Annotated in this window: 14 protein-coding genes and 3 tRNA genes; 13 read left to right on the top strand and 4 right to left on the bottom strand. The window is 39.6% G+C overall.

What is annotated here, in order from left to right:
• Window positions 1–33 precede the first annotated feature (33 nt).
• Entirely contained in the window at window positions 34–2,436 is a 2,403-nt protein-coding gene (gene mrcB, locus HV560_RS03370) for a penicillin-binding protein 1B (protein WP_176812144.1), read from the bottom strand.
• A 107-nt stretch (window positions 2,437–2,543) separates the two neighbouring features.
• Window positions 2,544–3,401: a 1,4-dihydroxy-2-naphthoyl-CoA synthase gene (gene menB, locus HV560_RS03365; RefSeq protein ID WP_176812143.1), complete on the bottom strand. Its 858-nt coding sequence runs from the start codon at window positions 3,399–3,401 to the stop codon at window positions 2,544–2,546.
• Between the two features lie 179 nt (window positions 3,402–3,580).
• Between menB and HV560_RS03360 the strand changes: the two genes are divergently transcribed.
• The 6 genes from HV560_RS03360 (at window position 3,581) to trpS (ending at window position 8,709) form a co-directional block, all read left to right on the top strand.
• Window positions 3,581–4,132: an NADPH-dependent FMN reductase gene (locus tag HV560_RS03360; protein WP_176807650.1), complete on the top strand. Its 552-nt coding sequence runs from the start codon at window positions 3,581–3,583 to the stop codon at window positions 4,130–4,132.
• Between the two features lie 524 nt (window positions 4,133–4,656).
• A complete protein-coding gene (rppH, locus tag HV560_RS03355) occupies window positions 4,657–5,292 on the top strand; it encodes an RNA pyrophosphohydrolase (protein WP_176812142.1) in 636 nt (211 codons plus the stop codon).
• A complete protein-coding gene (locus HV560_RS03350) occupies window positions 5,292–6,080 on the top strand; it encodes a sulfite exporter TauE/SafE family protein (protein WP_176807652.1) in 789 nt (262 codons plus the stop codon). Before rppH ends, HV560_RS03350 begins: the two co-directional genes overlap by 1 nt.
• Before the next feature lie 7 nt (window positions 6,081–6,087).
• Window positions 6,088–6,885: a prolipoprotein diacylglyceryl transferase gene (lgt, locus tag HV560_RS03345; RefSeq protein ID WP_176807653.1), complete on the top strand. Its 798-nt coding sequence runs from the start codon at window positions 6,088–6,090 to the stop codon at window positions 6,883–6,885.
• 69 nt (window positions 6,886–6,954) lie between these two features.
• Window positions 6,955–7,623 (top strand): phosphoglycolate phosphatase, encoded by a 669-nt coding sequence (locus tag HV560_RS03340; RefSeq protein WP_176807654.1) that lies wholly within the window; start codon window positions 6,955–6,957, stop codon window positions 7,621–7,623.
• 54 nt (window positions 7,624–7,677) lie between these two features.
• Window positions 7,678–8,709 (top strand): tryptophan--tRNA ligase, encoded by a 1,032-nt coding sequence (gene trpS / locus HV560_RS03335; RefSeq protein ID WP_176807655.1) that lies wholly within the window; start codon window positions 7,678–7,680, stop codon window positions 8,707–8,709.
• Window positions 8,710–8,797: 88 nt separating this feature from the next.
• Here the strand turns inward: trpS and HV560_RS03330 are convergent, their stop codons facing one another.
• Both HV560_RS03330 and ppa read right to left on the bottom strand, forming a co-directional pair.
• Entirely contained in the window at window positions 8,798–9,553 is a 756-nt protein-coding gene (locus HV560_RS03330) for a M48 family metallopeptidase (RefSeq protein ID WP_176812141.1), read from the bottom strand.
• Window positions 9,554–9,608: 55 nt separating this feature from the next.
• Window positions 9,609–10,136: an inorganic diphosphatase gene (gene ppa, locus HV560_RS03325; RefSeq protein WP_159628958.1), complete on the bottom strand. Its 528-nt coding sequence runs from the start codon at window positions 10,134–10,136 to the stop codon at window positions 9,609–9,611.
• A 215-nt stretch (window positions 10,137–10,351) separates the two neighbouring features.
• Between ppa and HV560_RS03320 the strand changes: the two genes are divergently transcribed.
• The 7 genes from HV560_RS03320 to HV560_RS03290 all read left to right on the top strand — a co-directional run bounded on the left by HV560_RS03320 (window position 10,352) and on the right by HV560_RS03290 (window position 14,175).
• Window positions 10,352–10,427: transfer RNA gene (locus HV560_RS03320), tRNA-Lys, on the top strand.
• Between the two features lie 22 nt (window positions 10,428–10,449).
• Window positions 10,450–10,525: transfer RNA gene (locus HV560_RS03315), tRNA-Lys, on the top strand.
• Between the two features lie 23 nt (window positions 10,526–10,548).
• Window positions 10,549–10,624: transfer RNA gene (locus tag HV560_RS03310), tRNA-Lys, on the top strand.
• 88 nt (window positions 10,625–10,712) lie between these two features.
• The gene (gene mltG, locus HV560_RS03305; RefSeq protein WP_176812140.1) at window positions 10,713–11,762 is read left to right on the top strand and encodes an endolytic transglycosylase MltG; all 1,050 of its coding nucleotides are present in this window, start codon (window positions 10,713–10,715) and stop codon (window positions 11,760–11,762) included.
• 10 nt (window positions 11,763–11,772) lie between these two features.
• Window positions 11,773–12,393, top strand: coding sequence for a dTMP kinase (tmk, locus tag HV560_RS03300; RefSeq protein WP_159628956.1), 621 nt, complete (start codon window positions 11,773–11,775; stop codon window positions 12,391–12,393).
• Complete coding sequence (locus HV560_RS03295) at window positions 12,393–13,370, top strand: DNA polymerase III subunit delta' (RefSeq protein WP_176812139.1); 978 nt, start codon at window positions 12,393–12,395, stop codon at window positions 13,368–13,370. Before tmk ends, HV560_RS03295 begins: the two co-directional genes overlap by 1 nt.
• Before the next feature lie 16 nt (window positions 13,371–13,386).
• Complete coding sequence (locus HV560_RS03290) at window positions 13,387–14,175, top strand: TatD family hydrolase (protein ID WP_176812138.1); 789 nt, start codon at window positions 13,387–13,389, stop codon at window positions 14,173–14,175.
• Window positions 14,176–14,180 lie beyond the last annotated feature (5 nt).

The following is a 14,180-nucleotide window of genomic DNA, read 5'->3' as shown; positions in this document are numbered from 1 at the left end:
AAATTCAAATAATAATAACTATCAAAACTATTCTTATTCCTTCGGAGCAACCTCTTCATTTGGAATAAATTGGTTGTCTTCCGCCTCTTCAGCTTTTGGATTATTATCCTCTTTCAATGAAAGAGCATCCCATACACTTGATTGAGCGGCAACAGTGCCTGTGCTGGTACAATAACTCTGCCCATTATCACGCCAAACAGGAATTTGTCTGCTGCTATCGCAGGTCCAGCTACCGTAGCTATTAATGCCAACCCATTGCATCGTATTGAGTTTAGGTAATTTATAAGCCTGTGGTAAAGCACGTTCAAGATATTGCTTATAAACATATAATGCTCCGCTTGAGCCAGTTAAATGGGTATCACCATTATTATCTTTCCCGAGCCAAACCGTTGTAATATGTTCGCCATCAACACCAACAAACCAGGTATCACGAGCATTATTGGTTGTACCTGTTTTGCCTGCTAATTTTAACTTAGCAAAATTACCTTGCAGGCTACGAGCAGTACCTCGCTCTACTACTTGTTGCATTGCATACATCGTTTGTACGGCAGCTTCTGGAGGAAGCACCTGATCACCGATTTTACTATTATCTCGCTGGTAGAATATTTCACCATTATGAGAAATAATGGTCTCAATCGTCGTTAATGGTATTTTTAAGCCTTCATTCGCAATCACTTGATAAGAACGCGTTACATCGTAAGGAGAAATAGAATAAGAACCTAACAAAGTTGAAGGATATAACGGAATTTCAGTGGTATTCCAGCCCATCTCTTTTTGTTTAGCGATCACTTTTTTCAAGCCCACTTTCATACCAATATTCACAGTTGGAATATTAAGCGAGCGAACCAATGCGTCCATAAACATTACTGAACCGCTGAAGCTACGGTCGTAGTTACGAGGGGTCCAATAAGTTGAGCCTACTTTAATTGAAATTTGTCTGTTTGGAACAGGTGTATTTAAACGAAACAGATCAGGCTGAGCTAAAGCAATTGCATAGATAGACGGCTTAACTAAAGAACCTATCTGACGTTTTGACTGTATAGCACGGTTAAAACCTGCAAATTGAGTTAAACGATCGCCAACAATAGCTCTCACTTTGCCTGTACGATATTCCACCACGACAATTGCAGATTGCAGATCTGTTACCTTCTTATTATTGCTCTCTAAATCTTCCAAGCCAGTAATAACGGCTTGTTCTGCTGAACGCTGCTGCTTGCGATCTAGCGTAGTAAAGATTTTTGTGCCTGAAAGTTGTGCGGCTCTAACTTCTCCTAATTCATTTTTTAAATCAATCGTTAATGCCTGCATAAACGCAGGTTGTTCGCGGTAAATCGTGCCTTTTTCACGCACATTTAATGGACGCCTACTCAACAAATCATAAAGTTCTTGATTAATCACTTGATGATCACGTAATAAACGCAGTACGACATTACGGCGTTCTGTCGCACCTTGTGGGTTTCGCCACGGATTATAAAGTGATGGACCTTTTACCATTCCCACTAATAAAGCAATTTGGTCAAGGCTGATTTCTTGAATTGGGCGACCAAAATAGAATTTACTTGCTAATGCAAAGCCGTGAATTTGATAGCTACCATTTTGTCCTAAATAAATTTCATTGAGGTACGTTTCTAGAATACGATTTTTCTCATATCTAAAATCTAAAATAACCGACATCAAGGCTTCGTTAATTTTACGCCCCAACGATCGTTCATTCGTTAAAAACAGGTTTTTAACCAGCTGTTGTGTTAAGGTACTTCCACCTTGCACAGTTCTGCCTGCTTGATAATTCGTCATTAATGCTCGTGCAATTCCAATCGGGCTGATTCCATCGTGCTGATAAAAGCGACGATCTTCAGTTAAAATCAACGATTCAATCAACAAACGAGGATATTCTTGTAAACGTAACGCTTGACGTTCTTCATCACTATCGGAGTGCAACATCGCAAGCAATTTCGGATCTAAACGAAATTCCTCGATCAACTTTCCCTGCACAAGATCTTCGATATAGGTTAATTTATCATCTTTGAACGTTAAACGTAGAACACGTTGCGATTCAGGCGTTTCAGGAAATGGGAAAGCACGACGTAGCAAAACTAAACGATTCTCTTCTATTTTAAAATCACCTGGTGTAGCCACCTGTGAAACTTGACGATAACCGTTATCCAACAAAGCCTGTTTAGTTTGTTCAAGCCCTAAATGATCCTCAATTTTAATGCTTTCAATACGGGCATAAACCTCAGCAGGTAACGCCCAAACTTGCCCGTCCATTTTGCGACGAATCTTGCCGTCTAGGTAAATCCCATAGAAAGCGACACTACAAGCTCCAATCAGCCCAAGCTTAAATAAAGTGGAGAGAATATAACTTCTCCTTTTCGGTTTTGACTCAGGATCTTGGCTCTGCGCTTGATTCTGATCGTTTAGCTCAACGTCTGACATAACATTAACTTAAATTAGAAAGGTAAGCGGTCAAATTTATAAAAAAATTTGCAAATGATGCCTTTACTCCAACACAGCTTACTGCGCTAGGCTTTTTCTTGGAAATACTACGGATTACGGCGGAACTTACTGAAATCAGGCTCACGCTTTTCATTAAACGCATTACGCCCTTCTTGCCCTTCTTCCGTCATATAGAACAACATTGTAGCATTGCCTGCTAATTCTTGAAGACCTGCTTGACCATCGCAGTCGGCATTCAAGGCAGCTTTCAAGCAACGTAAGGCAATTGGACTGTTTTGCAACATTTCACGACACCAACGCACCGTCTCTTTTTCTAAATTTGCATAAGGCACAACAGTATTCACTAAGCCCATATCTAAGGCTTCTTGTGCGTCGTACTGACGACATAAAAACCAAATTTCACGGGCTTTTTTCTGACCAACAAGACGTGCCATATAGCTTGCCCCCCAGCCGCCATCAAATGAACCTACTTTCGGACCAGTTTGACCAAATTTTGCATTATCTGCCGCAATCGTTAAATCGCATAACATATGCAAAACGTGACCGCCGCCAATCGCATACCCTGCGACCATTGCTACAACTGGTTTCGGGCAAGTACGAATATCACGCTGAAAATCCAACACGTTTAAATGATGTACACCGCTTTCATCTTTATAGCCGCCGTAGTCACCACGCACTTTCTGATCGCCACCAGCACAAAATGCATATTCACCTTCTCCAGTTAATACGATCACGCCAATCTTTTCATCAAAACGTGCATCAGCAAAAGCGTCAATCATCTCTTTTATTGTATGAGGGCGGAAAGCGTTACGCACTTCAGGGCGGTTAATCGTAATTTTTGCAATACCATCTTTTGATTTATGGTAGCGAATATCAGTATAACCTTCGCTGTGATCTACCCATTCAACGGGAGCATACAAAAAATCTTCACTTGGATATAACATTGCTCAATTCCTTCAAAAATAGTCAAAAAATTGTTGCGATTATAACGGAATCGGTAGAAAAAGAAAATTTGGTTATAAATAATCTCTTTTGCAATTACAATGTGAGGTTTATTCACTAAAAAGAAAGCTGTAAAATAAGCAGACCATTAATCTTATGGACTATAAAAGGAATCTATAAAATGACAAAACAAATCGCAGTATTAATCGGCAGCAACAGCAAAACTTCATTTAGCCAATTAACCGTTCGCCATTTACAAAAAATGGCCCCAACTAGCATTCAATTAAATATTGTAGAAATTGCAGATTTACCACTTTATGATCGTGATTTAGACGAAAATAGCCCAGCACAATACACTCGTGTACGCGAGGCTGTAGAAAACGCAGACGGCATTTTATTTGTTACACCAGAACACAATGCGGGTATTTCAGCAATGTTAAAAAATGCCATTGATGTGGTTTCTCGCCCAATGGGTGAAAGCAAATGGATTGGCAAACCTGCAGGCATCGTCACGGTTGGAGCAAGTGCAGGGGGCGGTGTCCGTGTCGCAGATCAAATTCGAGCAATTACCTCTGGCTCATTTGTAAATATGCCAACACTCCCATTTGCTTTAAGCGTAGGTAATTTATTTGATGGCGTATTTAACGAACAAGGCGAAATTACCAAAAAAGCTCTCGCACTTTCAATGCAAAGCTTCATCAATGCTTATGCTGACTTTGTAGAGAAATTTTAATATTCCAAATGATAAAGCCGTTTATCTTTGCCAGATAAACGGCTTTTTAGTACAAAAAACAACCAATAAAATACACATCTATTTATCACTTTTAATAATTACGCTAACACATTGATTTAATTATATATTTTTAAAAGTTTAAATGCTTATTCTAAGTTATTCACCCTGATTTTGAAAAACTATCACATCTTTATCCACAAATGGTGGGGATAACTCAACAGACTTTACCAAAATCACCTTTTTCTGTTTCTTGATGTTAATCTTTCAACTTATTTTGATGAGAAAAAAGTCAACTACTTGATCTTTATCCAGATCATTGTGCAAGAAAAAGATCCTATTTTAGGATCTCATTCGTGGCTCTAATTTACAACGCTCAATATAGTTATCCTCAAGTTATACTGCTAACATTCAAAAGTTATCCACAAAGTTATACACAAGCGGTCGAAATCGATCGATTTTTTGCAAATCCTGCCAAAGTATGAAACAATCTCTACATTCTAAAATTGTACAAATTAGGTGGTCGAGTGATCGATTTCGATGGCTACCGCCCAAATGTTGGCATCGTTATCTGTAATAAGCACGGACAAGTTCTGTGGGCAAAACGGTTTGGTCAAAACTCTTGGCAATTTCCACAAGGTGGAATTAACGAGGGGGAAAACATTGAAACAGCAATGTACCGTGAGCTTTATGAAGAAGTTGGCTTAAGCAAAAAAGATGTACGATTGCTTTGGGCGTCTAAATATTGGCTAAAATATAAACTACCAAAACGTTTGGTGCGTAATGAAGGAACAGGGCCTGTCTGTATCGGGCAAAAACAGCGTTGGTTTTTATTACAATTAGTGAGTGATGAAAGTCTGATTAATTTAAAAATCACGAAAAACCCAGAATTCGATAACTGGCGATGGGTGAGTTTTTGGTATCCTGTTCGTCAGGTTGTTTCTTTCAAACGTGATGTTTACCGAAAAGCAATGAAAGAGTTTGCACACGTTCTGCAAAAAAATGCCGAAGATAAACCGCTTGAAAGGCCCCGTACCGAGCGAGATGACAAATTTTCTCATACATCAAGACAATCCTTTCAAGATACCACCAAATCTTATAAGTGGGAAAGCCGTAAACCATATCGGGCTTGGCATCAACATAACCAAAAGGGAAAACAATAATGACTATTTTGTTAATCTGCCTTTTTTTAGGAGTATTTGTCGGCTTTTTAGCTGGATTATTCGGCATTGGGGGTGGTCTGATTATTGTCCCGAGTTTGGTATTTTTACTGCCAATGGCAGGTGTCCCCCCTGAATATGTGATGTCTACCGCATTAGGCACGTCGTTCTCAACTATTATTATTACCGCTTTTTCATCGGCTCAACGCCACCATAAGTTGGGCAATGTTGATATACAAACGAGTAAATCCTTTATTCCTGCGTTAATGATTTCGGTATTCTTATCTGGTTTAGTAGTAAGTCGACTAGATCCGCAAATTATGTCTAAAATTTTTGCTATAATGGTGTTATATCTTGCGGGCAAAATGCTTTTCAGCTTGAAAAGAGCACCGAAAAATAAACCGCTTACGTTCAAAGCTACATTGCTTGGCGGAAGCGTAATTGGCACCTTATCTAGTATGGCAGGCATCGCAGGCGGTGCATTTATTGTGCCGTTTTTAAGCGATCGAGGCTTAGATATTAAACGAGCAATCGGTACTTCGTCATTTTGTGGTGCATTTTTAGGTTTATCTGGCACAATCAGCTTTATTGTAAGTGGCTTAGGCTTAAAGGGAATGCCTGATTACTCATTAGGCTATATCTATTTACCAGCACTGATAGGCATCACCTCAACCTCATTTTTCACTTCAAAAATAGGAGCAAGTGCAGCAAATGCCTTACCTGTGCCAATACTCAAAAAAGCCTTCGCGGTACTCTTGGTCTGTATCGCTATCAATATGTTTTTAAAATAAGGAAACTATGAACGAACAATTTATTCAATTTCCACAAATTAACCCTATCGTATTTGAAATCGGACCCATTGCCCTACGTTGGTATGGATTAATGTATTTAGCAGGTTTTGCTTTTGCTTACTGGCTGGGAATGAGAAGAGCAAAAAACTCAAATGGCGTTTGGACAACCGAGCAAGTTGATAGCTTAATCTATACTGGCTTCTGGGGCGTGGTATTAGGCGGGCGGATTGGTGATGTCTTCTTTTATAATTTCGATCGCTTCTTGCAAGAACCACTCTATCTTTTCCGCATTTGGGAAGGCGGAATGTCATTTCATGGAGGCTTAATTGGCGTAATTATAGCAATGGTTTGGGTTTCCTACCGTCAAAACCGTAGTTTCTGGCAAACGGCTGATTTTATTGCTCCGCTTGTACCATTCGGATTAGGAATGGGGCGTATTGGTAATTTTATCAATGACGAACTTTGGGGGCGTGTAACTGATGTACCTTGGGCAGTTTTATTCCCAAGTGGAGGCTATTTGCCTCGCCACCCATCACAACTCTATGAAGCCTTTTTAGAAGGCGTCATATTGCTACTCATTCTAAACGGGTTTATCAAAAAACCTCGCCCAACAGGCTCTGTAGCAGGCTTATTTTTAATCGGCTACGGCACTTTCCGCTTTATTGTGGAATACTTCCGAGAAATCGACCACAACGTAAACACCACCGCAGATTTAATCACACGAGGTCAATTGCTCTCTTTACCAATGATTATCGTCGGAACCTTGATTATGCTGTGGGCGTATCAAGCCAATAAAGTAAAATAATGATAACAAGCGGTCGAAAATAGCAAAAAATTTGCAAAAAATGACCGCTTACATTTTTAAGGAAAAACAATGAGCAATAAATACAAAGTAATTGGTTTTGACTTAGATGGAACCCTCATTAACACCCTACCTGACCTAACCTTAGTCGTAAACTCAATGTTCTTAGAAGCAGGCTTGCCAACCGTGACACAGGAAAAAGTGCTAACTTGGATTGGCAAAGGGGCTGACATTTTCTTCCAAAATGCGGTTGCTCACACAGGCAAAATTTTCCAAGCCGATGAATTAACCACAATGCGAATGCACTTTGATAAATACTACGCAACCTATGTGTGTGAGAAAAGCACGCTATTCCCAAATGTTAAAGAAACCTTAGAAGCCTTAAAAGCCAAAGGCTATCCGCTGGTTGTTATCACAAACAAACCAACTAAATTAGTCGAACCCGTGCTTTCTGCCTTTGACATCTACCACTTATTCGACGAAACCTTAGGAGGACAATCACTCCCTAAAATTAAACCCCACCCAGACCCAATGTTCTTTATTTGTGAAAAATTCAATATCGCTCCACAAGAATTCCTATTTGTGGGCGATTCAGAAAATGACGTCATCGCCGCCAAAGCCGCAGGCTGTGATGTAGTTGGTTTAACTTATGGCTATAACTACAATGTGCCAATTGAGCAATCTGAGCCTACTTTTGTCACCGCTGAATTTAAAGATGTGTTGAAAATTGTAGGCGAATAAGACGACAAGCGGTATAATTTCCACAATTTTTTGCAATCAAAACGAGATGATAAAATGACCAAACCTATCGTATTTAGTGGCGTTCAGCCGTCTGGGGAACTGACCATTGGTAACTACTTAGGGGCGTTACGCAACTGGGTAAAAATGCAAGATGATTATGATTGTGTTTATTGCATTGTCGATCAACATGCTATTACTGTGCGTCAAGATCCAGAAGCACTGCGTAAATCTACTTTAGATGTATTAGCCCTTTATTTAGCTTGTGGCATTGATCCAAACAAAAGTACGATTTTTATTCAATCCCAGGTGCCTGAACACGCTCAATTAGCTTGGATATTAAACTGTTACACCTATTTTGGCGAGATGGGGCGTATGACGCAATTTAAAGATAAATCCGCTCGCTATGAAGAAAATGTGAATGTTGGCTTATTCACTTACCCAGTGTTAATGGCGGCAGATATTCTTCTCTATCAAGCAAACCAAGTGCCAGTAGGCGATGATCAGAAGCAACATTTGGAAATCACTCGTGATATTGCCAACCGCTTCAATGCGTTATATGGCAAAAAAGACGCCGAAGGAAATCTTATTGAGCCTGTATTCGCTGTGCCTGAAGTATTTATTGCGAAGTCAGGGGCAAGAGTGATGTCGTTACTGGAACCAACAAAAAAAATGTCAAAATCAGATGACAACCGCAATAACGTCATTGGTTTACTCGAAGATCCTAAAGCAGTGGCAAAGAAAATCAAACGTGCAATGACCGATGGCGATGAGCCACCTGTAGTACGTTACGATGTGCAAAATAAGGCGGGCGTGTCTAACTTGTTAGATATTCTTTCAGCGATTACAGGCAAAACCATTGCGGAATTAGAAGCAGAGTTTGAAGGCAAAATGTATGGTCATTTAAAAACCGAAGTAGCGGATCAGGTTTCTGCGTTCTTAATCAACCTTCAAGAGCGTTACCATCACTACCGCCAAAACGAAGCCTTGCTTGAAAAAATCTACCGTGAAGGTGCAGACAAAGCCAGAGCGAGAGCCAAAGAGACTTTAGGTAAGGTTTACGAATTGGTCGGCTTTGTGCGTTACTAATTGAGTAGAAACCAAAAACAAAAATGCTCTTGAATCATCAAGAGCATTTTTGCAAAAAATTAGTAAAAATCCACCGCTTGTCATCATCTTATTTACGAGCGTTATAAACTTTCATCGCTTCAGGTACTAGACGAGCTAAATTTTCTTGGCGATCCGCATTTGACGGGTGGGTTGAAAAAATCGATAAACCTGAATCTCCGTTTGCCTTGCTCATTTTAATCCATACATTCGGAGCAGCCGATGGATTATAGCCCGCTTCTGCCATCAACATTAAGCCCACTTCATCTGCTTCTGTTTCTTGGCTGCGAGAAAATGGCTTAGTGGCAATTAAATCTACGCCAGAACTTAATAAACCCTCGGTATTTACACCCGTTGAAGCCGTTACTGCAATATCTGCAATCGCGCCTACAATGCCACCAATCATCGTGACCGTACGCCCTGATTTACCATGCTCTTTTAAAGCGTGAGCCATCTCATGGCCCATCACAACAGCAATTTCATCGTTAGATAAATTAAGTTTTTCCACTAAACCTGTATAGAACGCCATTTTACCACCAGGCATTGCCCACGCATTGAGCTCATCAGATTTTAAAACGGTAATTTCCCACTGGAAAGGGACGCTTGTTTGGTTTGCTTTTTCAGCGTAAGGTTTCATTTTATTAAATACGGTATGCACACGTTTTGCGGTAGGCGATGATGCATCAATCGCATTTTGTTGACGAGCTTGCGATTTCACCTGTGAATAATGATGAGCTGCTTCTTGGTTAATACTTTCTGTTGTTGCACAAGAAACCACGATGATAGATAAAAAAATAGAAAGGCCTAGTTTTTTAATAAAGTTCATATTGATATCCCACAAAAAATGCCAAACAAATCTGCTTGGCATTCAGAGAAAAAAATTACTTTTTAGCACGCTCGAAAGATTCTAGAATTTCTTGGCGAGCTTCATTTACATCTCCCCAACCTTCAACTTTCACCCATTTACCTGCTTCTAGTGCTTTATAGCTTTCAAAAAAGTGTTGAATTTGTGCTTTTAATAATGCAGGTAAATCACCAACATCTTTAATATGATCGTACTCTTTGCTTAATTTAGTGTGTGGTACTGCAACTACTTTTGCATCGCCGCCCGCTTCATCAGTCATTTTTAATACCCCTACTGGGCGACAACGAATCACTGAGCCTGGTTGTAATGGGTATGGTGTCGGCACCAATACATCTACTGGGTCGCCATCTGATGATAAAGTATTATTTACATAACCATAGTTTGCTGGATAAAACATTGCCGTTGCCATAAAACGATCAACGAATAATGCCCCCGTTTCTTTATCCACTTCATATTTGATTGGATCTGAATTTGCAGGGATTTCAATAACAACATAAATATCATCTGGTAACGCTTTACCAGCTGGCACTAATTCTAAGCCCATTTTTGGTTTCCTTCTAAATTAAAATCGAGAGTTTAATAAACGGCGTGATTATAGCCTATTTTCAGAAAAAGATAAAAGCCCGTTTATAGACTGAATAAAATATGCTTAAATTTCCGTAAAATTGTTTATAAACCACACACTCAACATTATTTAAATAAAAAATACTTGCCAAACCTTCAAAAATCCGTATGATATGCCCTCGTTACACAAGATTTGGGTCATTAGCTCAGTCGGTAGAGCAGCGGACTTTTAATCCGTTGGTCGAAAGTTCGAATCTTTCATGACCCACCACTAATCTTCAAAACACCTATTTGGGTCATTAGCTCAGTCGGTAGAGCAGCGGACTTTTAATCCGTTGGTCGAAAGTTCGAATCTTTCATGACCCACCACTAATCTTCAAAAACACCTATTTGGGTCATTAGCTCAGTCGGTAGAGCAGCGGACTTTTAATCCGTTGGTCGAAAGTTCGAATCTTTCATGACCCACCACTTATTTCTTATTTACAAATTTTTCTGAAAAAACAACCGCTTTATAGTAAAATTTAACGCGTTTCTTCTTAACCATTATTCAAATTCAATGTTAAAAAAAATCCTTATTGCATTAAGTTTAGCTGGTGTTATTGCTTGTGGTGGATTATTTTATGGCTACCAAAAACTTAATTCCTTAGCAGAGCATCAAATCACCGCCCAACCAGATCAACTTTTTATACTGGAAAAAGGGATTTCTAGCCACCGATTAGCAGGTCTTTTAAAAGAACAAGGTATTATTACCCATAATGATGCGGATCTTCTCCCCTACTTAATGCGATTACATCCAGAGTTAAGCAAATTTAAAGCTGGAGCTTATTCATTAAATAACTTAGCTACCGTAAAAGATTTGCTGGCTCATTTAAATTCAGGCAAAGAAGTGCAATTAAATGTGCAATTTATTGAGGGTAGAACCTTCCAAAATGGGTACGAGCAATTATCTAAAGCGAACTATTTGCAACAAACTCTCCAAGATAAATCGGAAAAAGAAATTGCTGAATTACTCGGTATTCCATATACAAAAATCGAGGGTTGGATTGCACCAGATACTTATCGCTACACACCAAACTCTACCGATTTAGCTTTACTCAAACGTGCTTATCAACGGCAAAAAACCATCTTAGAGAATGCTTGGCAAAATAGAGCAGAAAATCTACCGCTTGCCAATCCTTATGAGATGTTAATTCTTGCATCGATTGTCGAAAAAGAGACGGGCATTGCGAGCGAACGCCCTAAAATTGCTTCTGTTTTTATTAACCGCTTACGCATTAAAATGCGTCTGCAAACCGATCCAACCGTGATTTACGGTATGGGCAATCGCTATGATGGAAATATTCGCCGTAAAGATTTAGAAGAAGTAACACTATATAATACTTACCAAATTGACGGCTTACCGCCTACACCGATCGCTATGCCAAGTGAGGCTTCTATTAAAGCGGTCTCCAATCCTGATTACACACCCTATTTATACTTTGTCGCAGATGGTACAGGCGGACACAAATTTAGTAAAACATTAAAAGATCATAATAAAGCGGTGCAAGAGTGGATTCAAATTGAACGTAAACGCAAAAATAATCAAAGTAACGAACAGAAAAAATAGCGAGAAATCTATGCGTGGAAAATTTATTGTGATTGAAGGCTTAGAAGGTGCAGGCAAAACAACTGCTCACCAAGTGATTTTAAAAGAGTTAGAGCAAGCAGGCATTAGTAATATCGTGATGACTCGTGAACCGGGTGGCACTCCTCTTGCCGAAAAACTCCGTCATTTAATTAAACACGAAACCGAAGAGCCTGTAACAGATAAAGCGGAATTATTAATGCTCTATGCCGCCCGTGTTCAACTGGTGGAAAATGTGATCAAACCAGCACTTGCCGAAGGTAAATGGGTGCTAGGCGACAGGCACGATATGTCTTCCCAAGCCTATCAAGGTGGGGGACGTAAACTCGATCGCAAATTACTCGAAACTTTAAAAGAATCGGTGCTTGGCACTTTTGAGCCTGATTTAACGATATACCTCGATCTCGATCCTGTCATCGGACTAGCGCGTGCTAGAGGCAGAGGTGAGTTAGATCGTATTGAGCAACAAAGTTTAGACTTTTTTTATCGCACACGAGAACGTTACTTAGAGCTTACAAAAAATAATAACAAAGCAGTCATAATCAATGCAGAGCAATCGATTGAAAAAGTTACTGCCGATATTCAACACGCAATCAGAAATTGGCTGAAATAATGTATAGTTGGCTTACAAGCACTTACCAAAAACTCATCGACTCCTTTTTACACGGACGAGGGCATCACTCTCTGCTGTTTAAAACCGATGTTGGGCTTGGCACAAATACGTTAATCGAAAAAGTGGCTAAGTGGTTACTCTGCACAGAAAAAACGAGCAATACCCCTTGCTGTCAATGCAAAAGTTGCCAACTTACGCAAAGCAAAAACCACCCAGATTTCCATATTTTAGAACCGATTGAAGGTAAAGATATTGGCATCGATCAGGTGCGAGAATTGATCGCTAACCTACAAAATTTCGCTCAACAAGGCGGTAACACCGTCGTGTATATTCGAGGCGTAGATCGATTAACCGAAGCAAGTAGCAACGCACTTCTCAAAACCCTTGAAGAGCCACGTGAGAATGTCTATTTCTTACTTGAAGCTCCATTGCAATCAACCGTGTTAGCTACCATTCAGAGCCGAAGCCAAACCTGGGTGATTTATGCCCCACAAGCGAACGAGGTAATGCAATGGCTTCACACACAATTTCCTACAACCTCAATGTCTGAGTTGGAAATTGCACTGCGTATTTGCCGCTCTCGCCCGCTTATTTGCAAAAATTTTCTCGAAAATGACCGCTTGTTAAAGCGAAAAACATTTCTACAAACCTTCTGGCGTTTTTACAAAAATCGAGATGTTGTATTGCTTTTTCAAGCTTTCGACAAAGAAAAAGGGAATGTATTACAACAACTTGAATGGTTAGAAAGTTTCTTTAGCGATGCCCTCAAAGCTAAAATGAACATTACACAAGGCTGGCTCAATCCAGACCTCCAAAACGGCATTATTCCATTTAGCCAACAGCTCACCGCCTATGGCTTACTACAAGGACAGCAAATTCTTCAACAAACTCAACAGGATCTAGTGGAGATTAATGCCGTAAATCAGGAATTGATGTTGCTGGATTGTTTAACAAAGCTGGTTTTGATTTTTGAATAAATCATAAAAGGAACAAATGAAAGACTTATTTATTATCGACTCACACTGTCATTTAGACTCTTTAGACTACGAAAACCGACACAAAAATGTGGATGAAGTGATTCAAAATGCGAAAGCACGTGGTGTACATCATTTTCTTTCAGTTTGCACTACTATTGGACGTTTTGAGGCAATGAAAAATCTAACCGCTCATCGTAACGATGTTTCTCTTTCTTGTGGCGTTCACCCATTGAATGTAGAAGATGAGCCATTTGATTACGATAAACTATTTCAATTTGCTCAAGATCCAAAAGTGGTTGCCATTGGCGAAACTGGTTTAGATTATCACTACACACCAGAAACTAAAACATTGCAACAATCACTTTTTGTGCAACAAATTGAGATTGCAAATAAGCTCAATAAACCGCTTATTATCCACACACGTTCAGCGCGTGAAGATACAATGAATATGCTAGAACAAAACGGAGCGGAAAAATGCGGGGGTGTGTTGCACTGTTTTACGGAAGATTGGACTATGGCAAAGCGTGCATTAGAGATTGGTTTTTATATTTCAATTTCAGGCATTATAACTTTCCGTAATGCCGAAGAATTACGAGATGTAGTGCGAAAAATCCCACTAGATCGCTTATTGATTGAAACCGATTCACCTTATTTAGCACCCATTCCTTATCGAGGAAAGCCAAATCAGCCCGCTTATGTGAGAGAAACTTGTGAATATGTTGCGACATTAAAAGGGGTTTCAACAGAAGAATTAGCTCGCATTACAACTGAAAATGTGCAAAAATTATTTAACATCCAATTATAAGGAAT

Source organism: Mannheimia pernigra (assembly GCF_013377995.1).
GTDB classification, from domain to species: domain Bacteria; phylum Pseudomonadota; class Gammaproteobacteria; order Enterobacterales; family Pasteurellaceae; genus Mannheimia; species Mannheimia pernigra.
The sequence above is the reverse complement of the archived record's forward strand: the minus strand, read 5'-3'. Positions and strand labels throughout refer to the sequence as shown.